This is a genomic window from Tepidicaulis marinus, assembly GCF_000739695.1.
GTDB classification, from domain to species: domain Bacteria; phylum Pseudomonadota; class Alphaproteobacteria; order Parvibaculales; family Parvibaculaceae; genus Tepidicaulis; species Tepidicaulis marinus.
Map to the genome: position 1 here is coordinate 19377 of NZ_BBIO01000013.1, position 24103 is coordinate 43479.

A 24103-nucleotide genomic window follows, 5' to 3' on the forward strand; every position below is an offset into this window, starting at 1 on the left:
CAGAGAGAATAAATTGGGGAGTTGGCAGGTTTCATGACAGTCGAACATTTTGACGTGCTCATCGTCGGTGCGGGTATTTCCGGCATCGGTGCAGGCTATCACCTTCAGACCAACAGCCCGAACCGGACTTACGCCATTTTAGAGCGGCGCGAGAGCCTTGGCGGCACTTGGGATTTGTTCCGCTATCCCGGCATCCGCTCGGACTCGGACATGTATACGCTCGGCTATTCCTTCAAACCCTGGAAGGAAGCAAAAGCGATCGCCGATGGTCCCTCGATCCTGAACTATCTGAAAGAGACGGCAGAGGAAAACGGCATCGACAAGAAGATCCGTTACGGCCATCACGTCAAACGCGCCGCCTGGTCGAGCGACAAAGCCTGCTGGACGGTGGAAACCGAGCTCACGGAGACCGGCGAGACGCGCCGCTATACCTGCAATTTCCTTTTCATGTGCTCGGGCTATTACAATTACGACCAGGGCTACATGCCGCATTTCGACGGTGTGGAAGATTATCAGGGCCGCCTCGTTCATCCGCAAAAATGGACGGACGACATCGACTATGACAGCAAGAAAGTCGTGGTGATCGGCAGCGGCGCAACGGCGGTGACGCTTGTGCCGGAAATGGCGAAGAAAGCCGCGCATGTGACGATGCTGCAGCGCTCGCCGACTTATGTCGTCTCGCGCCCGGCCGAAGACGCGCTGGCCAATTGGCTGCGCAGCAAGCTGCCCGCGAAAACCGCCTACCGGCTTATCCGCTGGAAGAACGTGCTGCTCGGCATGTATTTCTACAATATGTGCCGCCGCAAACCGGAAAAGGTGAAGAAGCTGATCCTGGACGGGGTGCGCGAACAGCTCGGCCCCGATTTCGACATCGAGCATTTCACGCCGAGCTATAACCCTTGGGATCAGCGTCTGTGCCTGGTGCCGAATGGCGATCTCTTCGAAAGCTTGAAGGAAGGCGAGGCCTCGGTCGTGACCGATCACATCGACCGGTTCACCGCAAAGGGCATCAAGCTGAAATCGGGCAAGGAACTGGAAGCCGATCTCGTTGTCAGCGCGACGGGGCTGAACATGCAGCTTCTCAGCGGCCTTGAAGTGGAAGTCGACGGCAAGCAGATGGATCTGTCCAAGACCTTCAATTACAAGGGCATGATGTATAGCGACGTGCCGAACCTTGCCTCGTCCTTCGGCTATACGAACGCATCGTGGACGCTGAAATGCGATCTGACCTGCGAATATGTCTGCCGTCTTCTGAACCATATGGAAGAAACGGGGCTGCGCCAGGCAACACCGCGCGTCACCGACCCTAATATGGAAGAAGAACCCTGGCTCGATCTCAGCTCCGGTTATGTGCAGCGGGCCATCGACCAGTTCCCGCGCCAGGGCAGCAAGAAGCCCTGGAAGCTTTACCAGAACTATGCGCTCGACCTCATGTCCTTGCGTTTCGGCGCCGTGGAAGACGGGGTGATGGAATTCTCCAATCCCGAGGCGGGTGCCGCTCCGCAGCCGGCCAAGGTTGCTGTGGCGAGCTAAGTCTCTGAAATTAGGGGAAGAAAAGACGTTCAGCTGCCTTGTGCGGCTGGACGCCTTTGCCGTTATCATGCTAGCAAGAGGAGAGGCTGAGCTTAAGCGTTGCGGCATTCACCCGGCATTTGCGCCGGACGGTTCCGGAGGCCTGATCAAGGCGTCAGAATGACAGCATTCTTAAAAACCAAGCGCCTCATCAGCATCCTCTCCCTTCTTTTCATGGCTGTCTTTCTTTCCGGCTGCGCATCCGGCGGACTGCTTGACCGGCTCACGGGCGGCGGCGAAGAAGGCGAGCTTGGCGGGGCACCGGTTTTTTCCGACGCGGGCGGGGTGAGCTACACCGCGCAATTGCATGGGGTGGAGAAGGACGCGCTGCGCGAAATCCTGCGCGGCTCCTCGCAGCTCATCGCGCTCGAAGACCGCTTGCCGCGCTCGCTGGGCGCGCTCCGGCGGCGGGCGGATGAAGATGTGGAGCGCCTCAAAACCGCGCTGAAGTCGGAGGGTTATTATGACGGCGCCGTCGACATTACCGTGACGGGTAAAAGCGAGCCTGCCACGGTCGATATCGTTGTGGAGCCTGGCCCCGCTTACACGCTTGCCGCTTTCGATATCGAGTATGTGGAAGAACAGCCGGCTGAGCCGCCTGCGCTTTCCGATATCGGCGTCAACCTTGAACGGCCCGCCCGCGCGCCGGAGATTCTCGGTGCGGAAGCCTCGCTCCTCCGGTTCCTGGAACGTCACGGCCACCCGCTTGCCAAGGTCGAAGGCCGCAGCGCCATTATCAACCGCGAAGAAAAGACCATGCGCGTGCGTCTTAAGGTCGACGCGGGCGCCAAGGCTGCCTTCGGTGAAACCGGGATCGAGGGCGCGCCGGATGTGAAAGAAGATTACAAACGCGCGCTCGTCACCTGGGAAGAAGGCGCGGTCTATGATGAAGAGGCAGTGGAGGCAACGCGCCGCGCTTTCGCCGCCACCGGGCTTTTCAGTTCCATCGGCATTGAAAAAGGCGATCAGGTGGGCGCGGACGGTAAGCTGCCGATGAATGTGCAGCTCAGCGAAGCGCCGCCGCGCTCGGTCGGTTTCGGGGCGAAATATTCCACCAGTGAAGGAGCGGGCGCAGATGCGTCCTGGGAGCACCGCAATCTTTTCGGGCGCAATGAAAAACTGCGCGCTTCGTTGACGGCAAGCGAACTTGAGCAATCGCTTGGGTTTCTTTTCAAGAAGCCACGCTTTCTGGACCCGGGGCAGGAGCTGACGGCGGAAGCCACGCTGAAAAACCGCAATACGGAAGCTTTCGATGAACAGGGGCTCACCGCCGGGATCGGTATCGAGCGGCCCTGGCGTGAGAACTGGCGTCTCAGTGCAGGGATTGTCGGCGAATATACTTATCTGAAGGATGAGTTCTCCGGCACCACCTTCCAGCTTTTCGGCTTGCCGCTGACCGCCTCGCGCGATACGAGCGATAATGCGCTAAACCCCACGCAAGGCACGCGCCTCACCTTCAATGTCACGCCCTATGCGGGGACGGGGAGCGGGGCGCTCGCCTTCACGAAACTCTCCGCCACGGGCTCTGCCTATCATGCGCTCGATGAGGAAAGGCGCTATGTGCTGGCGGGGCAGGTGCGCGCCGGGGCGATTTTGGGCGAGGAGACGGATCAAATCCCCGCCAACAAACGTTTTTATTCCGGCGGAGGCGGCTCTGTGCGCGGCTTTGAATATCAAAGCGCCGGGCCGCTCGATGCGCAGAACGATCCGCTTGGCGGGCGCTCGCTTTTCGAGGTGAAAAGCGAGCTGCGCATCAAGGCGACGGAAAGCATTGGCGTTGTGCCCTTTGTCGATGGCGGCTCAGCTTTTGATGCCGCCTATCCCGACTTTCAGGAAGATCTGCGCTGGGCGGCGGGGCTCGGTCTTCGTTATTTCACCGATTTCGGGCCGATCCGTCTCGATGTTGCCGTGCCGCTCAACAAGCGCGACTTCGATGATGATTTTCAGTTCTATATCAGCATAGGGCAAGCGTTCTAGAATGGAATGGCGCGCCGACATAGCACGTAAAACAGCACGCTGGGTGGGCTTTAGCCTGTTGGCGGTGCTCGTGCTGTGTCTTCTGCTTGCCGTCCTCGCCTATGGCGCTTTGCAAACCGGGTGGGGCAAGGCGCGCCTTGCGTCCATGGCCGAAGCGGCGCTGAGCGATGAGGGCACGGCTTTTCGTATCACGGGACTGGAAGGGCATCTGCCCCATTCCATCCGCATTCAAAAAATCGAAGCGGAAGACGAGGCGGGCGTTTGGCTGAGCGCGGAAACGGTGGAGCTCGACTGGAACCCGCTCGCGCTTCTTGCCGGAGATATTTCCATCGAGAGGCTGCATGTCGGCCGGATGGATTTGCCGCGCCTGCCGGACGCGCCCGAAGATGCGGCGGTGGCGGACGGCTTCTCCCTGCCGCTGCCTCTCCTTGCCCGGCTTTCTCTTGCAGAAGCGGAAGTCGAAAAACTGGGCCTTGGGCCAAGCGTGATCGGGGAGGCGGCGATCTTGCGCCTTGCCGCGCAAACCCGCCGGGAAGAGGGCGCGCTTCACACTGCACTCAAGGCGGAACGGCTCGACGGCAAGGCGGATAGGTTTTCCTGGCAATCGCTTTACCGGCTGGAGGAGGATTATCTTGAGATTGTTTTCAATGTGGACGAGCCGAACGGCGGGCTTGCCGCGGGCGCTTTGGGCCTTGGAGAGGGGGCGGCTTTTTCCGCTTCACTGATAGGCAAGGGGCTGCTTTCGAATTGGAACGGCGGGTTCGATATGCGCGCCGAAGGGCTTTTCGATCTGGGCGCGGATCTGAGGCTGCGCGAAGATGAAGGGCCGCGCTTTGCGCTGGAAGGCAAGCTTTCCTCACCTGCGCTGCGCGAAGGTGAGCTTGCCGCGCTTTTCGGAACGGAGCCTGGCTTTTATCTTACTGGCACCTGGTCGCGGCGCGGCGCACTGACGCTTGGCACGCTAAGAGTGAAGGGCAAGGAGCTGAACGCCCGCTTCGACGGCGAAGCGGATTTGACGGGCGGTGGTATCGAAGGCCGGGTTGAGGCAGACATTGCAGATAAAGACGCGGCAAGCGCCTTGCTGCCCGGTGCGGAGGCGGCGCGCATCGGCCTCAGCGGTGATGTGACGGGCGAGCTTTCTTTTCCGGCCCTCAGCAGCACGCTGCTGCTGGAAGAATTTCGCAGCGGGAATTTTAGCGCCGCAAGAATCGAAACGCAGATCGTCCTTAAGGAGCGCGGCCCGCTTTCCACGGGTGCCTCGCACCGTTTCTCGCTTGTGGGCAAGGCGGAGGACGTGCGCGTGCAAGAAGAAGGTGCGCCCGATATTGCCGGTCAGCTCTGGCGGCTCGCCGCGGAAGGCACATTCGACCGGGAAAAGACGGCAGTCGATGCGCAGGAAATTTCTTTCGAAGCGCCCTTCGTGCAGCTCACCGGTTCTGCGGGCTACGCTTTGCGGGAGGAAGAAGGCCGCGCCGATCTCAATTTTGAAAGCGGCGATCTTTCCCCGCTTGCGGCGCTTGCCGGCACCGGCCTTTCCGGGCGCGGGGCAGGAAGGCTCGCCGCGCGCTTCGAGCAAGGCGGGGCAGTGCTCGAGGCGGCGCTCGATGCCGGGTTCGAGCAGCTTTCATTAGGCGCGGAAATTCCGGACCTTCTTTTATCCGGCAAGGCAGATGTCAGCGCCGTGCTTTCCCGCGGGCCGGGGCGCTTTTCGCTCAGCAAGCTCACGCTCGCCACACCGCATGTCACCTTCAATGCCTCTGCCGATAAGCCGGAGCGCGGTGCGGCGGCGGGCAATTATGCGCTCTCGCTTCCCGAGGCGGGCGTGCTTTCCGGAGCGCTTGGCGCAAAGCTTTCCGGTCCCTTACAGGTGGAGGGCACGCTTGCCGGTTCTCTCGAGGCGCCCCGTCTCAGCGGCACGGCGCAGCTTCCTTTCATCGAAGCAGGCGGGGTTTCGGTGCGGGAGGGGAAAATCGGCTTCACCGCCCGCGAGGTTTTGCGCGCACCGGAAGGCGCGGTCGAGCTTAGCGGAGACACGTCACTCGGGCCGCTTTCAGGCAATTTCCTTTATGTGCTTGAAGATGACGTGCTCGCACTCGAAGAGCTCTCGCTTACCTCGGGCAGGAGCCGCCTTTCCGGCGCTGCGACCGTGCCGCTTGGCGGCGCGCCCATCGAGGGTAATTTCACGGCGGATGTACCGGCTCTTTCGCCCTGGTTGCCGCTTGCCGGGCCTGGCGGCAGCGGCGCGCTCAAAGCGGATATCGCGCTGTCGGGCCCGCGAAGTGGCAGAAGCGGGCAAAACGCGCGGCTTAAAGGGCAGGTGACGGAATTCATCCTTACGGAAGCGGGCGATGTGCTTTTTGAAGCCGCGCGGGCCGATCTTGAAGTCAGCGCTTGGAACTTGATGGAGACGCCGCGCTTTACCGGCAAGGTGGCGGTGAAGACGCTCGAGGCGGGCGGCGCGCGGCTCGAAACATTGACGCTTGCCGCCGATGGCCGCTTCGATGCGTTTGCCTTCGATGGCAGCGCCAAAGGCCGCTTCCGCGGGCCGCTCGCGCTGGAAACGAGCGGCAAGCTCACGCTGCAAGGCAATGATACGGTGCTGGAGCTTGAGACACTTGCCGGGCACTTTGCCGGCAAGAAACTGGTGCTCGGCGCGCCGGCCCGCCTTGCCCGCGCGCCGGGCGCGTTTCGCGTTGAAGGGCTCGACATGGGCTATGGCACGGGGCGGCTGAAAGGCGGCTTTACGCTCGGTCCCCGCCTTGACGGCACGCTCAGCCTCAGCGCGCTTCCCCTGGGCGCGCTCGATCCCTTCTGGGCGACGGGCGATCTGCGCGGCACGGTGTCGGGCACGCTCTCGCTCGCGGGCACGCGCGCGCGGCCTTCGGGCAGCCTGCAATTGCGGCTCGACGATCTTGCCCGCGCGCAGGAAGAAGAGATGCCGCCCTCCACCATCGAACTTCTCTGCGATTGGGAGGGAAACCGGTTGGGTACGCAGCTGCGCTTTGCGCAAGGCGAGGAAGCGCTGCAGCCCGCCGGACGCGGGAGTTTGCCGCTGCGTATGCCCGCGCAAGGCTGGCTGCCGGAAGTGCCAGGCAATGGGCGGTTCGAGGCGTCCTTGAACTGGCAAGGCGAAATCGGCACTTGGTGGGCGCTTGTACCGCTCGATGCGCACCGGCTGAAAGGGCAAACACAGCTGCGCGCGCAGGCAAGCGGCACGCCCAATAGGCCAAAAGTGACCGGCAGCATTCGCATTGACGACGGGGCTTATGAAAATCTCGATACCGGCACGCTCATTACATCGCTCATGCTGGACGCGGCGCTTGAGGAAAGCCGCATCGAGGTGAAAAAGCTCTCCGGCTCCGATGGGGAAAAAGGCACTTTCTCCGCGAGCGGCGCAGCAGAGATTGCGCCGGAAAGCGGCTTTCCGTTTGAACTCGACATGTCTTTCTCGCAATTTGCCGCCATGCGCCGCGATGACATTACCGCGCGCGCGTCCGGCGAGATGGATATTTCCGGCGATACGGCATCGGCCGCCGTGAGCGGGAAGATCCGGACCGACGGCGTATTGGTGCGCATTCCCGAACAGTTCCCGCCGGAAGTGGCCGTATTGAATGTGCGCGAGGCGCAAAGCGCTGCCGATGGAGAAGAAGAACGCAAAGAAACCGCGTTCGATCTTTCCCTCGATATCGCAGTGACCATGCCGAAACGTGTTTTCGTGCGCGGGCGCGGGCTTGATTCAGAATGGGAAGGGGCGCTTGAGGTCAAAGGCTCAGGCGAAGAGCCGCGCCTGACCGGCGAGCTGCGCCTGGTGCGCGGGTTCTTAAGCGTTCTGACGAAAGAATTCACGCTGAAAAGCGGGTTGATCGCATTTCAGGGCAACCAGCCCATCGCCCCGCGCATCGATGTGGTGGCGGAACATCGAAGCGACGGGCTGACCGTTGCGGCGGGCGCGCAAGGTCCGGCCTCACGCCCTTCAATCAGCTTGAGCTCCGTTCCCTCTCTGCCTGAAGAAGAGATCGTCTCGCGGGTTCTCTTCGGCAAAAGCCGGGCCAGTCTTTCCGCTTTGGAAGCCGCGCAGCTTGCTATCGCAGTGGGAGAGCTTACGGGGGTGACGGGCGGCGGGCCGGGCGTTCTCGATTTTGCGCGCGGGGTTTTGGGTGCCGATGTCTTGCGGGTTGAATCGGGCGGCGCGGCGGAGAAAGGCGCGGCGGTGGAAGCCGGTTCCTATGTCAGCGAGGACGTCTATATCGGGCTGAAAAAAGGTCTGACGGACAATACCGGCGCGGTCTCCGTGGAAGTGGAAGTCACCCCAAACATTTCCCTGCGCAGCGAAACCGGCGTGACGGGCGAGAACGATGTCGGCGTCGAGTTCAATTGGGATTATTGATCAGGCCTTTATAGGCCTATCGTGGCAATCAAAAAGGGCAGGGCACGGTGAAAGTGACGAGCTCACCGTCTTTCGGGTGATGCAATGTCAGGCTTTCGGCATGAAGCTGCAGGCGCGGCGCAGCGTGGAACGCCTCGTCGGGCGCATAAAGCGGATCGCCGATAATCGGATGGCCAAGGGCGAGCATATGCACGCGCAGCTGGTGTGAGCGCCCGGTAATGGGGGTAAGGCGCATGCGCGTTGCCTGCGCCTCACGCTCTATCACCTGCCAGTCGGTCTGCGAGGGCCGGCCTGTTTCATGATCGACGATATGTTTGGGCCGGTTCGGCCAGTCGATGGTGAGCGGCAGATCGACCCGGCCGTCGTCTCCTTCCACCTGCCCCCAGACGCGGGCGACATAGCTCTTCTTCGTTTTGCGCCGCTCGAATTGCAGGCCGAGATGGCGGTGGGCTTTGCGGTGAAGCGCCATGACGATGACGCCGGATGTGTCGAGGTCGAGCCGGTGGACGACCGTGGCGCTCGGGAAGCGTTCCTGCGCCCGGCTTGCCAGGCAGTCGCGGTGCTCGAGCGGGCGCCCCGGCACGCTCAAGAGCCCCGACGGCTTGTCGAGCACCAGAATGTCCTCGTCCTGGTGGAGCACTGTCAGATAGGGCTCATCCGGCGGGGTGTAGATGAAAGGCCGCTCATCGTTATTCATCAAAACGGACCTTCCCGCTTCTTGCGCGTTTGATATGCGCGCGTTTGGTTTTTTCTTCCAGCCGCTTTTGTTTCTGGTTGCGGCTGATCCGGGTCGGGATACGCGGTTTCGGCTTTACGGCCGCGCGCGCAATCAGCTCTTTCAACCGTTCGATTGCATCCTCGCGGTTTGCTTCCTGTGTGCGGAAGCGGTTGGCCGTGATGACGATCACGCCTTCTTTCGTCATGCGCGAACCGGCAATGGAAGAAAGGCGGCCTTTAACCTCGTAAGGCAGCGCGCGGGAAGCGCGGACGTCGAAACGGAGTTGCACGGCGCTTGCGACTTTATTGACGTTCTGCCCGCCAGGTCCGGAGGCGCGGATGAAGCTGAGGCTGATCTCCTCTTCCGGCAGCGATATATGCGGGGTGACGGGTATCATGGCGGCACTATAGATATTTAGCTGGCTTTTAGTAGTGAGGCGGACGCTGATGCGCGGGCCCTTGCGTTTTTTCCAGCGCTTCTTCGGCCAGGGACAGGCGCTCGATCAATTGTTTGACCTGCCGGGTCAGCCGGTCGATCTGCTGCCACTGCTCGGTTACCACCTCGTTCAAGCCGGTCACGGTTTCGTTTTGATGCGCGAGGTGGCTTTCAAGATCGGCCAGCCGCGCTTCAAGTTCTGCCATTTCACTCATCGCTTTGCCTTTGCCGTTCACACATATTGGCCTGCCGCATGGCCGGAGGACCAGGCCCATTGAAAATTAAAACCGCCGAGATGCCCCGTCACATCCACCACTTCGCCGATGAAATAAAGCCCCGGTACCTCGCGCGCTTCCATCGTGCGGGAGGAAAGGCCGTCCGTATCGACCCCGCCCAGCGTCACCTCTGCCGTCCGGTAGCCCTCGGTGCCGTTCGGCAGGATACGCCAATCGGTCAGGCTTTGCGCGGCGCGGGCAAGATATTTGTCGGAAAGATCGGCAAGCCGCCCGTCAAAGCCGTGAAGCTCGCAGAGCTTTTCGGCAAGGCGTTTGGGAAGGATCTGGGAAAGGGCGGTGCGCAGCTCCTGTTTGGGCTGGGCTTGGCGCGCGGCTTTAAGCTCTGAAAGCAGGTCCCGGCCTGGCACCAGATTGACGGCAATTTCTTCGCCTTCGCGCCAATAGGAGGAAATTTGCAGGATGGCCGGGCCGCTTAGGCCCCGGTGGGTGAAGAGAAGCGCTTCTTTGAAGCTTGTTTTGCCGCAGCTGACCGCTGCGTCCTGCGCGACACCGGCAAGCTCTTTCAGGCGGGAAAGAAGCTCCGGTTTGAAGGTCAGCGGCACAAGGCCTGCGCGGGTCGGCACGATGTTAAGACCGAACTTCCTGGCGATTTCATAGCCGAAACCTGTGGCGCCCATTTTGGGAATGGATTTACCGCCGCTCGCAATAACAAGCGAGGCGCAGCTAAGCGGTGTTTGCCCGAACGCAAGGCGGAAACCATCCGCGCTTTTCTCGATGCCCGTGACTTCCTCGCCAAGGCGCAGTTCCGCTCCTGCTTGCCTGGCCTCTCCGATCAGCATATCGATGATCTGCTGCGAAGAGCCGTCACAGAAAAGCTGGCCCAAGGTTTTCTCATGATAGGCGATGCCATGGGCCTTCACCTTGGCGATGAAATCCTGCTGGGTGTAGCGTTTCAGCGCGGAAATGCAGAAATGGGGATTTTGCGAGAGGAAATTTTTGGGGCTCGCATGCAAGTTCGTAAAGTTGCAGCGCCCGCCGCCCGAAATGCGGATTTTCTCTGCCGGTTTTTTCGCATGATCGAGCAGCAGCACGCGCCGGCCCCGGCGGCCAGCCTCAATGGCGCACATCAGGCCCGCGCCGCCTGCGCCAATAATGATCACGTCGAAATGCTGCAAAACTTTTCCTGCGCCGTCTGAGGCCGCCCTAAAAGGGGATTAGCTATCCCGGCGGGTCTTTTTCTGCAAGGCATCCAGCGCCTTGTCGATGGCGGATTTGGCGTTGGCGGTGATGCCGCCTTTTTCATATTGGCGTTTGACCAGCGCTTCAATCTGATCGGCGAGATCATCGGCGCTGCGGGCGCCTTCGGCCGGGGGCTCGGGGTTCGCGGCGCCGAAAAGGTTGATCCAGTGCTCGCTGCGTCGGCCCATCTCCAGAAGCTCGTAGAAATTCCGGCTGCGCGGCCCGGAAAGAAGGTCGATGGCTGCGGCGATAAAGGAAAGCGGGCTGAGCAGAAGATCGCGCACCCCGTCCAAAAGCAGCTTGCCCTGAAAGACGAAAAGATCGCGCAGTAATATCCAGCGCGCATCTGCGGCGGTCTGGGGTAGGTGCCCAACGTCCCCGTCTTCGGGGGCTTTGCCTTGAAAATCTTCAGAAAAATCCGGCCCGTTGCGGGAAGAGGGCGTGTTCATCGCGCGTGCCCCGGCCTTATCGGCAGTGTCGCTGGCAAGCGCATGAAGCCTCCGCTCTTCGATGACCTATCTATTCGTCCGCCGACTTGCGCACGAAGGTAACGGCATAAAAGGCCTCGCCGTCGAACAGGGATTTAGGCTCGCCCATGCCCTCGATCATCATGAATTTGCGCGGCACGATCTGGCCTTCCATCCGGTAGCCTTTCGCGCTCATGTTCCGGCGGTGAAACTCCATCGCAGCAGGCGTGAAGTCTTTCGCCAACACCGTGATGCGCTCGGGGTTTTCCTTGTTATCGTCGGACATGGGGCTGGTCTCGCTCCTGCATGGGCGGTTGGGACGGCAAGCCCGGCCGGCGCGCCGACTCATGGGCTTTTCTGGCCGCAGTATGGGCTTTGAGGGGGGAGTTTGTCGAGTGGGCGGGCAAAAAAAGGGCGGCCCCGCAAGGCCGCCCCATATCCTGCCTTTCCGCCACAAACCGGCTCAATAATCGTCGAGTTCGGCGTAGCGGTTGCGGTGGAAATTGGCATCCCCCAAGGTTGCCGCTGCGACACGCGCCCGTTTCATGAAAAGGCCGATGTCATATTCGTCCGTCATGCCGATGCCGCCATGCATCTGCAGGCCTTCATTGGTGATGAGGCGCGAGGCTTCGGCAAGGCGGGCCTTGGCGAGGCTGGCGAGTTTGGGCACGTCGTTGCGCCGTTCCTCGACGGCGCTCAATGCTTCGAGCACCACGGAGCGGCACAGCTCCACTTCGCAAAAGAGCTCGGCGGCGCGGTGCTGCAGCGCCTGGAAGGAGCCGATGACCTTGCCGAACTGCTTGCGCTCCTTCAGGTAGTCCACGGTCGTGTCGAAGACCTGCTGAATGAGGCCCAGCGTTTCAGCGGCAATGCCGATCCGGCCGATATCGAGCGCCGGTTCCAGCACGTCCCAGCCGCCATCGACGGAGCCGAGCACATTGGCCGCGGGCACGCTTACGCCGTCGAATTCCACAATGGCTGCGTTGCGGTGATCGGCCATATGGGTGCGGGTGATTTTAAGCCCATCCGTGTTTTTCGTATCCACGAGGAAAAGCGTGATGCCGCTTGTGTCCTTCGGCCCGCCGGAGGTGCGCGCGGCGACGATCAGGACATCGGCGACATGACCGTCCAGCACGAAGACCTTCTTGCCGGTGATCTTGAAATTGTCGCCCGCCGCTTCCGCTTTCGTGGCAATGGCGCAGGGATTGTGATGGGCGCCTTCTTCCAGTGCCAGCGCCATGACGATTTCGCCGGAGGCGATAAGCGGCAGATATTTTTGCCGCTGGGCGGAGGTGCCGCCCTGCTGAATGGCGGAGCCGGCGAGCAGCACGGTGGAGATCAGCGGGGTCGCGGCCAGCGTGCGCCCGGCTTGTTCCAGCACGAGGCCGAGGCCGACGGGGCCGAAATCCGTGCCGCCATATTGTTCAGGCACCATGATCCCGGCAAAGCCGAGATTGGCGATCTCCCGCCACACCGCGGTGTCGTAGCCGTTCTCGTCCTTGCTGTCGCGCAATTTACGGAAATTGGCGACGGGGACTTTTTCCTGAAAAAACTGTTCCGCGGTTTCCTTGAGGAGGGCCTGCTCCTCGTTCAATACCAACGCCATGTCCTGTCTCTTTCGTTTCTTGATGTTGCTTGAAGGGCAGGGCCGGTTATTCCGGCAGTTCCAGAACCCGCTTGGCGATCACGTTGAGCTGCACTTCGGAAGTGCCGCCTTCGATGGAATTGCCTTTCGAGCGCAGCCAGGCGCGGGTGGTCGTCAGCTCGTCTTCGCTGAAGCCTTCGCCTTCCCAGCCAAGACCCTGGATACCCATCACCTCAAGCAGCAGTTCGTAGCGGCGCTTGTTCAGTTCCGTGCCGTAATATTTGAACATGGACGAGGCCGCGCCCGGGCCCTGGCCGGCTTTGGCTTCTTCGGCGGAGCGGCGCATGGTCAGCGCGAAAGCCTGGCTGTCCATTTTCTGGCGCACGATCTTGTCGCGCACGGACGGATCGGCAATGCGCCCGTTTTCCTCGCCGATATAGTCTTTGGCGGCCTGTTCGATGCCGGGGCCTGCGCCCCCGCCGCCGCCAAGGCCCATGCCCGAAATCATGGCACGCTCGTGCTGCAGCAGGCGCTTGGCGATGGTCCAGCCCTTGTTGAGTTCGCCCACCAGGTTCTTCTTCGGAGCTTTGGCGTCGGTGAGGAAAGTTTCGCAGAAGGGCGAGGCGCCGGAGATCATGGTGATCGGGCGGGTCTCGACGCCGGGCTGGTCCATGTCGATCAAGAGGAAGGAAATGCCTTCATGCTTTTTGGACGTGTCGGTGCGTACCAGGCAGAAAATCCAGTCGGCCTTGTCCGCATAAGAAGTCCAGATCTTCTGGCCGTTGACGAGGTAATGATCGCCCTTGTCCTCGCATTTGGTCTGCAGGCCGGCAAGGTCGGAGCCTGCGCCCGGTTCCGAATAGCCCTGGCACCAGCGGATTTCCCCGCGCACGATCGGGGGAATGTGCTCCTTCTTTTGCTCTTCATTGGCAAATTCCAGGAGCGCCGGGCCAAGCATCCAAAGGCCGAAGCTCATCAGCGGGGTGCGCGCATGGATGCGGCGCATCTCCTGCTGGAGCACCATGTTTTCTTCTTTGGTAAGGCCCCCGCCGCCATATTCCTTCGGCCAGGTCGGCGCGGTCCAGCCGCGCTCGGCCATGCGCTCCATCCAGATTTTCGAGTCCGGGTTCTTCCATACCGCCTTGCGCCCGCCCCAGGGTTCTTCGCCCTCTTTCATCGGGGTGCGCATGGATGCGGGGCAATTGGCCTCCAGCCATTCGCGGGTTTCGGCGCGGAATTTTTCAAGCGCGTCCATCTGTCTGCTCCCTCAAGAATTATGATGGCGGGAGCATAGCAGCGAGCGTCCTGCTTACAAGTCGTAAAATTGATGTACTAGTTATGCGGGCTGGAGGCGGTTACCCCCGGTTTTCCCGCGTCCCGGCGGCGGAGAATTCCAGACAGGTAAAGAGCCGTGTCACGACCTCGCCATCCTCGCTCCAGGGCATGACGAGGGATTCGAAGTGGATATTGTTCATGCCCTGCCATGCCTCGAACGTGCCATGGCCGCGGATGGGCCGGCGCCAGCAGCGCACCAAGCGGTTGATGGCGATATATTGCTCGACGAAGAGCGGCGGCATGCATTCGCTCACCAGCTGCCCGGTATTGTCGACGCCCACCAGTTCGACAAGCTCTTTGCCCATATAGACGCAGCGGTAATCGTCCCGGCCTTCCCTTGTGCTTTCAGCCATCAGCTCGACCATAAAGGCGTTTTCGACGGCTTCGGCTAGATCGGGCAGAAAAAGATCCGTATGGCGCGGGCATGTGCCGTCTTCGGCCAAGCGCTGCCAATGCTCCAGCGCCCAGGTCAATTTCGGTGATTGGAAAACCGGGTCGAGTTCCCAGGTATTGAGCGGAATGGCTTTCGCCCATTCTTCGGCTTTGGCACGGCCGATCGGCGCGCCCGTGCGGCGGGCATGCTCGATCAACGCTGTGCGGCCTGTCCCCAGATTTGCCGTCACAATACTTCCCCATCCAGGTCTTAATACCTACATTGAAACGATTATATCTTTATTGGAAGTAAATAAAAAATAAAAACGGCGCATTCTCGATGCGCCGCTTTCCAAAAATCTTTAAGTAATGGAGTAGATTAAAAGAATAACTCAGCCAATTCCCAGTTCTTCTTTGGCAAAAGCCGTTACGCCCTTGTAGTCCGCCTTGCCGTTCGGCGCGCGGAAGGGAACGGTGCCGATGAGGATGCGTTTCGGCGTTTTATAGCCGGCAAGCTGGCCGCGCACATGGGCACGCAGCGTGTCCTCGCAAAATTCCGATCCGTTCGCCATTTTCACGATCCCGGTGACGGCTTGGCCCCATTTTTCATCCGGCACGCCGATGACGAGGGCATCTTCGACGCTGGGATGGGTTTTCAGCGCTTCCTCGATTTCCTCCGGATAGACTTTCTCGCCGGCCGTATTGATGCAGACCGAGCCGCGTCCGAGCAGGGTCAGCGAGCCGTCTTCTTCCACAGTGCACCAGTCGCCGGGGATCGAGTAGCGCACGCCGCCCACGGTGCGGAAGGTCTTGGCGGTTTTTTCCTCGTCCTTGTAATAGCCGACGGGAATATTGCCGGGGATGGCGATGAAGCCCGGCTTGCCGGAGCCCGGCACGACTTCGTTGTCCTCTTCGTCGAAGACCTTGCAAGTCTCGCCGATCTGGAATTTCGCCGTCTGGATTTCCCCGTCCGCGGTCATCAGCGAGGAGCCGAAGCCGAGCCCTTCGGAGGAGCCGAAACTGTCCGTCATAATGGCCTGGGGCATGTGCTTGAGCAGGCCTTTTTTCACATCCGTGCTCCACATGACGCCGGAGGAAATGAGCGTGACGATGCTGGAAAGATCGTATTTGCCCGGATTTTCATCGAGCTCGCGCAGGAGCGGCTTGGCGAAGGCATCGCCCACGATCGCGATCGTGTCGATCTGGTGCTTGTCCACGGTCTGCCAGATTTCCTCCGCATCCATGGAAGCCGCTTTCAGCGTCACGATGCAGCCGCCATTCATCATATGGCCCATGGCGGTCAGGAGCCCCGTGCCATGCATGAGCGGGCAGGCGGGGATGATGCGTCCGCCGGGGCCTGCTTCCTTCAGCGCTTCAAGCAGCGCGGGCATGGTTTCGGGCACCGGGCCGAGACGGCGGAGCGCCGCAAGCTGCGCCTCGCGCAGCGCCGTATGCGTCCACATCACGCCTTTGGGCATGCCCGTCGTGCCGCCGGTATAGATGAAGAGCATGTCATCGCCGCTGCGCTCGATGCCGAGCGGGCTGCCATCGCCTTCCTTGACGAGGGTTTCGTAATTGACGGCGAAATCGGCAACCGTTCCGTCATCAGAGACTTCCACGAAAGTGCCGACTTTCGTCAGCTTGTCCTTGATTTGGGCAATCGTGTCGCGGAACTCCGACCCATAGACCACGGTCTGCGCATCTGAATTGTCGAAGATGTAAAAAACTTCATCCGCCTTGTAGCGGTAATTGACGTTCACATGGGTGAGCCGGCCTTTAAAGGCGGCAGCGAGCGTTTCCATATATTCCGGGCGGTTGCGCATGTAAAAGGCGACCTTGTCGCCCGCCTCGGCGCCGCGCGCGCGCAGGGCGCGGGCAAGATTGTTCGAGCGCGCCGTCATGTCCTTCCAGCTGATGATGCGCTCGCCGTGAATAAGCGCGGGCGCATCGCCCGGCAGAACGGTTGCGATCTGATCGAGAATATCGCCGTAATTCCAACCCACGATGTCTTCCTCCCTCAAGTGATCTCATTGATGAGTTCTTATGGGAGGCATCATACCGTTTTGGCGTCCGCCGTCATCTCTCACGCGCATCTACCCTAGAAGGGGAGAAGACGCGGCGAAAGCCACTGACAGTTGTGTCAATTTACAGGCCGCTTCAGGCCGCTTGCCGGACGGCGCGCCGCCAGCGCAGCTTCATCCAGGCGGCAAAGCGCAAAAGCGCAATGGAAAGGACAAGTCCCGTCAGCCCGGCGAAAAGCCATTCCGGCTCGCGCCCTTCGCTCATCCGGCCTGCATAAGAATTCAGGAAGACCGCCCAGAGATACCAGCTTCCCGTCAGGTGCAGCCGCCGCCAGTTCGCCCCCAGCGCCCGCTGCGCCCTGTCATTGGAGGTGAGCGCCAGGGCGGCGATGAAGGCATAGCCGATGCCGCCGCCGATGATTGCCACTAGCGCCGGTTCCTCCGGGCTGGCGATGAAGAAGGCGGTGAGCGCCCCCAGATGGATGAAATGAGAAAGCGCGAAGGAAAGGCCCATATAGCGCCGGTTGGCGAGGAGCCAGCGCGTCAGCGGGCTGCGCCAAAGTTTGAAAAGGGCGGAGGCGGCAAAGGTAAAGAAGAAGAGCAGCACGGAAAGGCGCGCCGTCAGGCGGGTGATGTCGAGCAGCCCTTCTTCGCTCCAGCCGGCGGGGACAATGTAGAGCCATAGCCAGAGCGCATTCAGCCCCAGCACCAGCGCAAAGAGCCACCAGGGGATTTGACGGGAAGGTGAAGCGGCCATTGGTTGCTCCTTTTCATACAGTCTGTATGATTAAATAGAGCAGATTTTGAAATTATACAAGCTGTATGAAATGAGTTTTGAGGTGACGCCCCCCATTGAGTCTCCTGGAGAAGCCAAACCAAGGGCCAAGCGGCCCTCGAAAAACCGCGTCAAACTGCTGGAAGTCGCCCGCAAGCTCTTCGGAGAGAAGGGCTATGCGGAAACCGGCACGGAGGAAATTGTCGCGGCCGCCGGGATCACCCGCGGCGCGCTTTACTATCAGTTCGCCGACAAGGAGGACCTTTTCCGGGCGGTCTTCGAGGAAATGCTGGCTGAATGCGGGCAGGAAATTTTCGAAAAGACCATGAAAGGCATCGAACATGACCGCGAAGACTTGCATGTGGGCACGCAGGTCATGCTCGATATTTTCTCCCGGCCCGAGGTAAAGCGCATCCTGCTGCTGGACGGGCCGGTGGTGATGGGCTGGGCGGATTGGCGCGAGGTGCAGCGGCCTTTTCATCTGGCGCTGATCGGCCATGCGCTCGAGCATCTGGTGGATGAAGGCCTGATCCCGGATCAACCGCTCGAGCCTTTGGCGGATGTGATTTCAGGCGCGGCAATGCAGGCAGCGCTTGCTATTGCCAATGCGCAGGACCCGGCAGCGGCGCGTAAGATTTACGGCGAGAGTCTGGCGCAGCTTCTGCGGCGTCTGGCTGGGCCGTCCAATATGTGAGCCAAGGAGGGGGCGATGAGTGCGCGCACTGCACCGCCATTCAAGGACAAGAGCGTCGAGGCCGCGTTCGGCGCGTTCCCCGTAAAGCTGCGCCGCCCGCTTTTAAGACTGCGCGCGCTGATTTTCGAGACGGCGGCGGCGACCGACGGGGTGGGGCCATTGGAGGAATGTTTGAAATGGGGCCAGCCCTCTTACCTGACCCCAAAGACGAAAAGCGGCAGCACGGTCCGGCTCGGCGCCGCGAAGGATGGGGAAACCTGCGCCCTTTATGTGCATTGCCAGACGCGCCTCGCCGGGATGTTCCGCGCGCATTACCCGGATGTCTTTACCTTCGAGGGCAACCGCGCGGTGCATTTCAAACCGGATGAGGCGCTGCCGGAAAAAGAGCTGCGCCATTGCATTCAAATGGCGCTCACTTATAAAAAGCGCCCCCGGAAATAAGAAACAAAGAGGCGCGCCATGCCAGAAACGGCGGACGGTCTGACATTCACCTTGCGCGCCTTCCGGCGGGAAGATGCGGCGGCGCTTGCCGCGCTGTTCTTTTCTTCCGTCCATGAAGTCGGCAGCCGCGATTACACGTTCGAGCAGGTTGCCGCCTGGGCGCCCAAGCCGCTTTCTCCCGAGACCTATATCGAGAAGGCGGCGGACGGGCGCCTCTTTCTTGTGGCCGAAGATGAAGAAGGCCGGCTGCTGGCTTACGGCGATCTCGAGCCCGACGGGCATATCGATCATCTTTATGCGCATCCGGATGCTGCGGGCAGAGGCGTTGCCTCCGCGCTTTATGCCGCGCTCGAGGCCCATGCGCGCGCCAAGGGCATGGCCCGGCTTTATGTGGAAGCAAGCGAGGCGGCAAAGCGGCTGTTTGAGCGGCGGGGGTTTACCGTCGTCAAGCGCCGCGACTTCGACCTGCGCGGCACGGCCATCCATAATTACGCGATGGAAAAGCGGCTGGCAGCGTGAGCGCAGCGCTTCCGGCAAAGAAAAAAGGCGGCCCGAAGACCGCCCTTTAAATTCAACAAGTGCGAAGCTGCTTATTCGGCAGCCGTCATGCTGTCGAGGGACATGTAGGCGCCATTGTTGCCGTTCAGCTTGCGCAGGAACTTGATGCCTTCCTCGGCAATGTCGTCGCCGACCATGCGGTCGCCTTCGCCGTAAAGTTCCTTCATGTCGATGAAGGCGGCGTAGTTGCCGGAGGTGCGCTCGGTGATGATGCCGGCTTTCAGCAGCGTCTTGATGAGCACGCGGAAGATGTTGGTCGATTCCTGCATGTCTTCGCGGATGTTGCTGTCCGTCATGGCTTCCATGAAGGCGCTCTGCACCCACTGCCAATCAAGGCCGATGCGCTCATACATCCATTTTTTCTGCTCGGGGCTGCCCAGATTGTAGAGCAGCACCTGGAAGACTTCCCAGGCCCAGTCTTCGATCTGGTTGCGCTCGCTTTCCGACAGTTTCGGAATGGTGCGGTCCGCCCAGATTTTCCCGAACTTATGGTGGAAGGCTTCGTCCGTCATGGTCAGCTGCATGACTTTGACCATCAGCGGGTCGCGGGAGAATTTGTAGAAGGTCGCAAAGGCGCCCATGGCCAGGCCTTCGACGAGCATCTGCATGCCCACGAGTTTCTTCCAGACGAGCGGGGAGAGCACGAGCTCGGTCAGAAGATCGCCGAGCGCCGGGCCGACCTGCACGGGCTTGCCCCAGCGGGCCTTGATGTAATTCGTGAAGCCGGTGACGTGGCGGGCTTCTTCGCGGGTCTGGTTCGCAGCATATTCCTGCGCGCCCGGGTCTTTCAGGATGTGGCAGAGGCTCGCCGACAGCGCCAGCGCGCCCTGCTCGCCGTGCAGGATCGAGGAGAGCGACCAATGCACGTTCATGTTCACGAGCTGGATTTTCTGCTTTTCATCGAGCTTGTCGGCGACCGCCGTTTTCAGCTCCATGTTCTGGCTCGGCTCGATGAGATATTCGTTCTCCATGTCGAAGGGCAGGGAGAAGTCGATATATTTCGTATCCAGCGGGTCCCAGAAATGGTCGTGCGTGGCGGAGATGATCTTGTCGAACGCGGTCGAGCGGTTGCCGTAGCGTTCGACATCCATCATCGCCGGAAAGTCTCTGGGGTCGACGGCTTCATAAGCCGTATCGACAGTGATGTTGCCGTCTTTCGATGTCATGCGGTTTCCTCCAGTTCATTTGTCCCCTCATCACGTCTTGGCGGCGGCGCTTAGGCGCTCTTGTGCCAAGGCATGAGGGACGATCCCTAAGGTAAATATAGAGGGGAACTACGCAAAAATCAAAGAAAATGACGCCTGTGTCACCTTTGGAAAACAAAGGTTTAACGAGAAAGGCTCAGTGCAGCATCCGCGAGCGGCCGGCGGGCAGGGGCTGCTTGTCTGCGGAAAGAGGGCTTGGATCGGCGATTTTCAGCGCCGCTTCTTCCAGCCAGGCGCGCCGCTCGGCGCTTGCTAACGCCTCGCTGATGGCCTTGTAAAGCGCCTCCGGCACCAAGGGCTTCGACAGCAAAATGCTGACGCCCATTTGCGCGGCGCGCGCTTCATGGGCGTCCCCTGAAAGGGCGGAGAGCATGATGACCGGCACATTGGGGTCCGGGCTTTCCGGGTGGCTGCGCACCGTGTCTACCAGTTCATAGCCGTCGATGGGGGCCATGGCGGCATCGGTGATGATGATGTCCGGGCAATAGCGGAAGAATGTGGTCAGCGCTTCACTGCCATTATTGGCGATGAAGACGCGGCCCGCGCCGAGCGCGGCCAGCAATGAGGCAAGCAGGCGGCGGACCGTCTCGCTGTCATCGGCAATCAGCACGGAAAGCTTGTCGATGGGATTTGGCGAACTCATTGAGGGCCGTCCGTTTCAGCCGCGTGCGGGGTCGCAAGCGGGGCGGCAATGTTCCAAGGTGCGTCCGACCAGCCTTTCCAGTCCGGCCAATGTGGCCTTGGCAACTTCCTCGCTCGGTTCCTGCGCATCCATCGCGGCGGCGAACATGGCATCGACATGCAGGCGCACCACCGCGCCGTCGGCGGCATCCAGATGCGGCAAGGCTTCCAGATATTGGCACAGCGCGTTGGAGATGCGCCCTGTCACGGGCCGCGAAAACGTGCCGGCGAGCCCGCGAATGTCATGGGCCAGCGCATAGATGGCGTGAATAGCTTCCTGTTTGCCCGCCTGCCATTCGTCATGGGAGAGCAGCATTTGCCGGATTTCGGTCTTCAGCGACTTTTCGTAACTGTCGGCCATTTTTTCGATGGCCCGTTCCATGCGTTTGAGCACGCGCGGATCGAGGCGCATGGGCAGAACCGCGCCCGGACCCAGCTTGCGGGTCACGATAGAGGATGGCTGAACGATTTCGACGCCTTGCGCGCCGCTGCTTACCTGCATTCCGGCAGGGGGCTGACCGGGTGAGTGTTGAGAGTGCGGCATGGCGGCTGAATTCCTCTCAAATGTCCAGAAGGGCGGCGCGCGAACGGCTTCGGCGGCGCTCGGGCCCGTCATATTTGTTGGTGGCGCGCCGGCGCCGGTCGGGCCCGAAAAATCCGTCCGCGCGCACGAAGGGGCGCGGATGCGCGGCAACTTCCACAAGGCGCGAGTAGAGGCCGACCGGGGTGACCGGCTTGGCGAGATATTCGGTAACGCCCAGATCGCGGGCAAGCTCCACGGCCTCGCGTTCGCAGTGCCCGGTGATCATGACGACGGGAACCGTTGCAAGGCGCGCGTCCTCCGCCGCCCGGATGCGGCGCAGAAGGTCGAAGCCGTTGGTCGGCTCCATGGCCGCATCGGTCAAAACGATGTCGGGCACATAATCTTGAAATTTCGCCCAGCCATCATCTCCGTTTTCCGCTTCGATGATGGTGCCCACTTCCAGCGCATGAAGAAGCTCGCCCAGCAGCTTGCGCATATAGGCGCTGTCCTCGACCACGAGGATGCTGAGCTTGGAGAACAGCTTGATGGCTTCGGATGTCGGTGCGAACACGGCGCGGTGCCTCCTCCGGTTGCAATAGGCGCTGTTGCAATACGGGAAGGCTAGAGGGGCTTGGTTAAAAATTTCGCAATGGAGATAAGGAATTCTTTTCCTTAAGGCGAATTTATCTTAACGCCCGTTAAGGCTTAGTACATTTTCAGACGCGCAAGGCGCTCGGAAAGCACCGCTGCGCTATCGGCAAAAAGATCGGCGGTGTGCAGCGCGATGTTTTTGGCAACGGCGAGCTCGGCAAGGCTGCGGTCGATGGCGCTGAGGCTTGCAAAAGCTTCGCCCGGGGCGGAGAGATCGAGGCCGCTCGGCCCGCTGGTCAGATTGGCGACATGCAGCACGACCCGGGACTGGCCTGCCGCATCGAGGGTGATTTCGCAGGTCTTGCGGCTGCCGTCGATGAGATTGGCCTCGCCCGCGGCGATATTCATGACATAGGCATCGATGCGCTCCAGAAGCGCGCTATAGCGCTCGGCAATGGCGGCGCGTTTGGCGGTGTTGACCGTGTCGCGGGCGTTTTCGCAAAGCTCGGTGCCTTCGGCCAGAAGTTCGGTCAAATGGTCGATGGCCAGAATGGCCGCTTCGAGCATGTGCAGCGCGCCGCTCAGCCGTTCCGCGGTTTCCGCCATCTGGGATATGCTGCCGCCGGACGGGCGCAGGGCCCGGGAAATCGCCCCTTGAAGAGCATTGCCGCCGGCGTCCGCACCTGCCGGCGCGGCGGCGGGCAGGGCAGGGGAAAGACGGTCTTCCCGCGGCGAACGAAAACGCGACAGCAACCCCATAGAAGCCTCCACGTAAAGGGGACACAGGCCTATGAGCGTAAGCGGCTATAGTTGAAGAATGCTGAATCGGAAGATGCGCCGGAGCTTAGGGGCGGGCACTGACGATCCAGCAGGCGCCCTTAAGAACCAAGCCTTTGGGCGTTTCGAATTTCGCCAGTTCCTCGCGCACGGAGCCGATCACTTTTTCCGTGACCGCCTCGCTTTCGCTTTTCAAGGCGCGGGCCACCGGGCCGATTTCCAGAACGAAATTGATGGATTGATCCAGCATATCCGCGCCGCCTTCGGCCATGATCAGATCGAGGTCGAGCGGATCGAGATGGACTTTATCAAAGCCGGCTTCTTCAAGCAGGCCGCGCACATGACCTTCATCGGCAAAGGCAAAGGGGCCGGGCGTGCCGGGGGCGGGCGGCTCGGGCGGGGTGATGTGGGGCAGGGCCGCAACGAGCGGGCGGAAGACCCACTCGTTTTCTTTTGCCTCGCGCCAGCACACGAAAGAGAGCCTGCCGCCGGGTTTCATGGCTTTGCGGATATTGGCAAAGGCGGCAGCCGGTTCATCGAAAAACATGACGCCGAAGCGGGAGAAGACGAGATCGAAACTTTCCGGGGTGAAATCATAGGAGGCCGCGTCCGCTTTTATGAACTCGGGCGCAAGACCTTTGGCCGCGGCCCGCTCGCGCGCCCGTTCCAGCATGGGGGCGGAAATATCGACGCCCGTGACTTTTCCCGCGGGGCCTGCGGCTTCAGCCAGCGCCAATGTCGTCTCGCCGCAGCCGCAGCCGATATCCAATATGGCCTCGCCTTTCGCAGGCTTCGCCGCATCCAGCACCTTGGCCGTGATGGGCGCAAGGAAGCGGTCCACCCGTTCCTGATTGCGGGTCCAGGAGGCACCGGCCTCACCGTTCCAATAGTCGATCTGATCCTGATTGAGGGCGGCTGGTTGGCTCATGCGTCTTCCTCCCGTTATGCTGTTTTCTCACTTTAGAAGCTTCCCCCTCCTGTAAGGCAAGCGCCAATCATGCAAGATGTGCAGCAAGACCCTGTTCACCAAGACCTGGGAAGGCCCGATATTCTCCGGCGGTCCCTCCATGCCTTGATGCGGTTTTACTGGCGCCTTGCCCGGCCGCTCACCATGGGGGTTCGGGCGGCGGTCTTCGATGAGCAGGGCGCGGTCCTGCTCGTGCGTCATTCTTATATGCGCGGCTGGTATTTGCCGGGCGGCGGGGTGGAGCGGGGTGAGACGACATTGCAGTCGGTTACGCGCGAGCTTGACGAGGAAGCGGGCATTTTGCTGCGCGCGCTGCCGCGGCTTTTCGGGCTTTATGCCAATTTCCGCGAGTTCAAATCCGACCATGTGGCGCTTTATGTGGTCTCTCCCGGCACATATGAGCGGGAAGAGCGGCGCAGCCTTGAGATTGCCGAATATGGGTTTTTCCCGCTCGACGCCTTGCCGGAAGGCACGAGCGGGGCCACCCGCGCGCGCCTCGAGGAAATCAGCAAGGGGCTCACGCCCCCTGCCATGTGGGCGCCCTGAG

24 protein-coding genes are annotated in these 24103 nt (G+C 61.0%); 7 read left to right on the forward strand and 17 right to left on the reverse strand.

Features of this window, described 5'->3' with window-relative positions; translation table 11 throughout:
• Positions 1 to 33: 33 nt before the first annotated feature.
• The 3 genes from M2A_RS11940 (at position 34) to M2A_RS11950 (ending at position 7936) form a co-directional block, all read left to right on the forward strand.
• Positions 34 to 1533: a flavin-containing monooxygenase gene (locus M2A_RS11940; RefSeq protein ID WP_045447763.1), complete on the forward strand. Its 1500-nt coding sequence runs from the start codon at positions 34 to 36 to the stop codon at positions 1531 to 1533.
• A gap of 159 nt (positions 1534 to 1692) precedes the next feature.
• Positions 1693 to 3549, forward strand: a complete 1857-nt coding sequence (locus M2A_RS11945) for an autotransporter assembly complex protein TamA (RefSeq protein ID WP_052379444.1) — start codon at positions 1693 to 1695, stop codon at positions 3547 to 3549.
• Position 3550: 1 nt separating this feature from the next.
• Positions 3551 to 7936 carry a translocation/assembly module TamB domain-containing protein gene (locus M2A_RS11950; protein WP_045447766.1) on the forward strand — a complete coding sequence of 1462 codons (4386 nt, stop codon included), beginning with the start codon at positions 3551 to 3553 and terminating at the stop codon, positions 7934 to 7936.
• 28 nt (positions 7937 to 7964) lie between these two features.
• Here M2A_RS11950 and M2A_RS11955 read toward each other — a convergent pair whose 3' ends face one another.
• The 11 genes from M2A_RS11955 to M2A_RS12005 all read right to left on the reverse strand — a co-directional run bounded on the left by M2A_RS11955 (position 7965) and on the right by M2A_RS12005 (position 17101).
• The gene (locus M2A_RS11955) at positions 7965 to 8633 is read right to left on the reverse strand and encodes an RluA family pseudouridine synthase (protein ID WP_045447768.1); all 669 of its coding nucleotides are present in this window, start codon (positions 8631 to 8633) and stop codon (positions 7965 to 7967) included.
• Entirely contained in the window at positions 8626 to 9051 is a 426-nt protein-coding gene (gene arfB / locus M2A_RS11960; RefSeq protein ID WP_045447771.1) for an alternative ribosome rescue aminoacyl-tRNA hydrolase ArfB, read from the reverse strand. The genes M2A_RS11955 and arfB overlap by 8 nt, the downstream gene beginning before the upstream one ends.
• A 28-nt stretch (positions 9052 to 9079) precedes the next feature.
• Positions 9080 to 9304, reverse strand: a complete 225-nt coding sequence (locus M2A_RS11965) for a SlyX family protein (RefSeq protein WP_045447992.1) — start codon at positions 9302 to 9304, stop codon at positions 9080 to 9082.
• A gap of 17 nt (positions 9305 to 9321) precedes the next feature.
• Positions 9322 to 10500 (reverse strand): BaiN/RdsA family NAD(P)/FAD-dependent oxidoreductase, encoded by a 1179-nt coding sequence (locus M2A_RS11970; RefSeq protein WP_045447774.1) that lies wholly within the window; start codon positions 10498 to 10500, stop codon positions 9322 to 9324.
• A 39-nt stretch (positions 10501 to 10539) separates the two neighbouring features.
• Positions 10540 to 11013 (reverse strand): hypothetical protein, encoded by a 474-nt coding sequence (locus M2A_RS17470; RefSeq protein WP_052379445.1) that lies wholly within the window; start codon positions 11011 to 11013, stop codon positions 10540 to 10542.
• Between the two features lie 70 nt (positions 11014 to 11083).
• The gene (locus tag M2A_RS11980; protein ID WP_045447777.1) at positions 11084 to 11317 is read right to left on the reverse strand and encodes a hypothetical protein; all 234 of its coding nucleotides are present in this window, start codon (positions 11315 to 11317) and stop codon (positions 11084 to 11086) included.
• A 177-nt stretch (positions 11318 to 11494) separates the two neighbouring features.
• The gene (locus tag M2A_RS11985; RefSeq protein WP_045447779.1) at positions 11495 to 12637 is read right to left on the reverse strand and encodes an acyl-CoA dehydrogenase family protein; all 1143 of its coding nucleotides are present in this window, start codon (positions 12635 to 12637) and stop codon (positions 11495 to 11497) included.
• 46 nt (positions 12638 to 12683) lie between these two features.
• On the reverse strand, positions 12684 to 13871 hold the full coding sequence (locus M2A_RS11990; RefSeq protein WP_045447782.1) for an acyl-CoA dehydrogenase family protein: 1188 nt from the start codon (positions 13869 to 13871) through the stop codon (positions 12684 to 12686).
• A 100-nt stretch (positions 13872 to 13971) separates the two neighbouring features.
• Complete coding sequence (locus M2A_RS11995; RefSeq protein WP_045447785.1) at positions 13972 to 14574, reverse strand: PAS domain-containing protein; 603 nt, start codon at positions 14572 to 14574, stop codon at positions 13972 to 13974.
• 141 nt (positions 14575 to 14715) lie between these two features.
• Positions 14716 to 16326 carry an acyl-CoA synthetase gene (locus tag M2A_RS12000; RefSeq protein WP_045447997.1) on the reverse strand — a complete coding sequence of 537 codons (1611 nt, stop codon included), beginning with the start codon at positions 16324 to 16326 and terminating at the stop codon, positions 14716 to 14718.
• Between the two features lie 154 nt (positions 16327 to 16480).
• The gene (locus tag M2A_RS12005; RefSeq protein ID WP_045447788.1) at positions 16481 to 17101 is read right to left on the reverse strand and encodes a cytochrome b family protein; all 621 of its coding nucleotides are present in this window, start codon (positions 17099 to 17101) and stop codon (positions 16481 to 16483) included.
• Between the two features lie 82 nt (positions 17102 to 17183).
• Here M2A_RS12005 and M2A_RS12010 point away from each other — a divergent pair, with 82 nt between their 5' ends.
• From M2A_RS12010 to M2A_RS12020, 3 genes are read left to right on the forward strand one after another with little or no spacing between them, the layout of a single operon-like run.
• A complete protein-coding gene (locus M2A_RS12010; protein WP_197052925.1) occupies positions 17184 to 17813 on the forward strand; it encodes a TetR/AcrR family transcriptional regulator in 630 nt (209 codons plus the stop codon).
• A gap of 15 nt (positions 17814 to 17828) precedes the next feature.
• Entirely contained in the window at positions 17829 to 18254 is a 426-nt protein-coding gene (locus M2A_RS12015; RefSeq protein ID WP_045447795.1) for a DUF1801 domain-containing protein, read from the forward strand.
• A gap of 18 nt (positions 18255 to 18272) precedes the next feature.
• Positions 18273 to 18773: a GNAT family N-acetyltransferase gene (locus M2A_RS12020; RefSeq protein WP_045447798.1), complete on the forward strand. Its 501-nt coding sequence runs from the start codon at positions 18273 to 18275 to the stop codon at positions 18771 to 18773.
• A 71-nt stretch (positions 18774 to 18844) separates the two neighbouring features.
• Here the strand turns inward: M2A_RS12020 and M2A_RS12025 are convergent, their stop codons facing one another.
• From M2A_RS12025 to M2A_RS12050, 6 genes are all read right to left on the reverse strand, one after another.
• Entirely contained in the window at positions 18845 to 19978 is a 1134-nt protein-coding gene (locus M2A_RS12025; protein ID WP_045447801.1) for a ferritin-like domain-containing protein, read from the reverse strand.
• Between the two features lie 175 nt (positions 19979 to 20153).
• Positions 20154 to 20660 carry a response regulator gene (locus M2A_RS12030; protein WP_052379446.1) on the reverse strand — a complete coding sequence of 169 codons (507 nt, stop codon included), beginning with the start codon at positions 20658 to 20660 and terminating at the stop codon, positions 20154 to 20156.
• Between the two features lie 15 nt (positions 20661 to 20675).
• Complete coding sequence (locus tag M2A_RS12035) at positions 20676 to 21242, reverse strand: hypothetical protein (protein ID WP_147446301.1); 567 nt, start codon at positions 21240 to 21242, stop codon at positions 20676 to 20678.
• 16 nt (positions 21243 to 21258) lie between these two features.
• A complete protein-coding gene (locus tag M2A_RS12040; RefSeq protein ID WP_052379447.1) occupies positions 21259 to 21792 on the reverse strand; it encodes a response regulator in 534 nt (177 codons plus the stop codon).
• A 134-nt stretch (positions 21793 to 21926) separates the two neighbouring features.
• Positions 21927 to 22418: a hypothetical protein gene (locus tag M2A_RS12045; protein ID WP_147446300.1), complete on the reverse strand. Its 492-nt coding sequence runs from the start codon at positions 22416 to 22418 to the stop codon at positions 21927 to 21929.
• A gap of 238 nt (positions 22419 to 22656) precedes the next feature.
• Positions 22657 to 23517: a class I SAM-dependent methyltransferase gene (locus M2A_RS12050; RefSeq protein WP_045447808.1), complete on the reverse strand. Its 861-nt coding sequence runs from the start codon at positions 23515 to 23517 to the stop codon at positions 22657 to 22659.
• A gap of 147 nt (positions 23518 to 23664) precedes the next feature.
• Here M2A_RS12050 and M2A_RS12055 point away from each other — a divergent pair, with 147 nt between their 5' ends.
• Complete coding sequence (locus M2A_RS12055; RefSeq protein WP_045447811.1) at positions 23665 to 24102, forward strand: NUDIX domain-containing protein; 438 nt, start codon at positions 23665 to 23667, stop codon at positions 24100 to 24102.
• Position 24103 lies beyond the last annotated feature (1 nt).

What these genes read in the sequence shown, in the direction of transcription:
- M2A_RS12030 (WP_052379446.1), bottom strand. Translation starts at nt 20,660, where the DNA reads ATGAGTTCGCCAAATCCCATCGACAAGCTTTCCGTGCTGATTGCCGAT.
- M2A_RS11945 (WP_052379444.1), top strand. Translation starts at nt 1,693, where the DNA reads ATGACAGCATTCTTAAAAACCAAGCGCCTCATCAGCATCCTCTCCCTT.
- M2A_RS11950 (WP_045447766.1), top strand. Translation starts at nt 3,551, where the DNA reads ATGGAATGGCGCGCCGACATAGCACGTAAAACAGCACGCTGGGTGGGC.
- arfB (WP_045447771.1), bottom strand. Translation starts at nt 9,051, where the DNA reads ATGATACCCGTCACCCCGCATATATCGCTGCCGGAAGAGGAGATCAGC.
- M2A_RS12055 (WP_045447811.1), top strand. Translation starts at nt 23,665, where the DNA reads ATGCGGTTTTACTGGCGCCTTGCCCGGCCGCTCACCATGGGGGTTCGG.
- M2A_RS12025 (WP_045447801.1), bottom strand. Translation starts at nt 19,978, where the DNA reads ATGACATCGAAAGACGGCAACATCACTGTCGATACGGCTTATGAAGCC.
- M2A_RS12045 (WP_147446300.1), bottom strand. Translation starts at nt 22,418, where the DNA reads ATGGCGGAAACCGCGGAACGGCTGAGCGGCGCGCTGCACATGCTCGAA.
- M2A_RS12035 (WP_147446301.1), bottom strand. Translation starts at nt 21,242, where the DNA reads ATGCCGCACTCTCAACACTCACCCGGTCAGCCCCCTGCCGGAATGCAG.
- M2A_RS12005 (WP_045447788.1), bottom strand. Translation starts at nt 17,101, where the DNA reads ATGGCCGCTTCACCTTCCCGTCAAATCCCCTGGTGGCTCTTTGCGCTG.
- M2A_RS17470 (WP_052379445.1), bottom strand. Translation starts at nt 11,013, where the DNA reads ATGAACACGCCCTCTTCCCGCAACGGGCCGGATTTTTCTGAAGATTTT.
- M2A_RS11965 (WP_045447992.1), bottom strand. Translation starts at nt 9,304, where the DNA reads ATGAGTGAAATGGCAGAACTTGAAGCGCGGCTGGCCGATCTTGAAAGC.
- M2A_RS11980 (WP_045447777.1), bottom strand. Translation starts at nt 11,317, where the DNA reads ATGTCCGACGATAACAAGGAAAACCCCGAGCGCATCACGGTGTTGGCG.
- M2A_RS11990 (WP_045447782.1), bottom strand. Translation starts at nt 13,871, where the DNA reads ATGGACGCGCTTGAAAAATTCCGCGCCGAAACCCGCGAATGGCTGGAG.
- M2A_RS11985 (WP_045447779.1), bottom strand. Translation starts at nt 12,637, where the DNA reads ATGGCGTTGGTATTGAACGAGGAGCAGGCCCTCCTCAAGGAAACCGCG.
- M2A_RS11940 (WP_045447763.1), top strand. Translation starts at nt 34, where the DNA reads ATGACAGTCGAACATTTTGACGTGCTCATCGTCGGTGCGGGTATTTCC.
- M2A_RS12015 (WP_045447795.1), top strand. Translation starts at nt 17,829, where the DNA reads ATGAGTGCGCGCACTGCACCGCCATTCAAGGACAAGAGCGTCGAGGCC.
- M2A_RS12050 (WP_045447808.1), bottom strand. Translation starts at nt 23,517, where the DNA reads ATGAGCCAACCAGCCGCCCTCAATCAGGATCAGATCGACTATTGGAAC.
- M2A_RS12020 (WP_045447798.1), top strand. Translation starts at nt 18,273, where the DNA reads ATGCCAGAAACGGCGGACGGTCTGACATTCACCTTGCGCGCCTTCCGG.
- M2A_RS11955 (WP_045447768.1), bottom strand. Translation starts at nt 8,633, where the DNA reads ATGAATAACGATGAGCGGCCTTTCATCTACACCCCGCCGGATGAGCCC.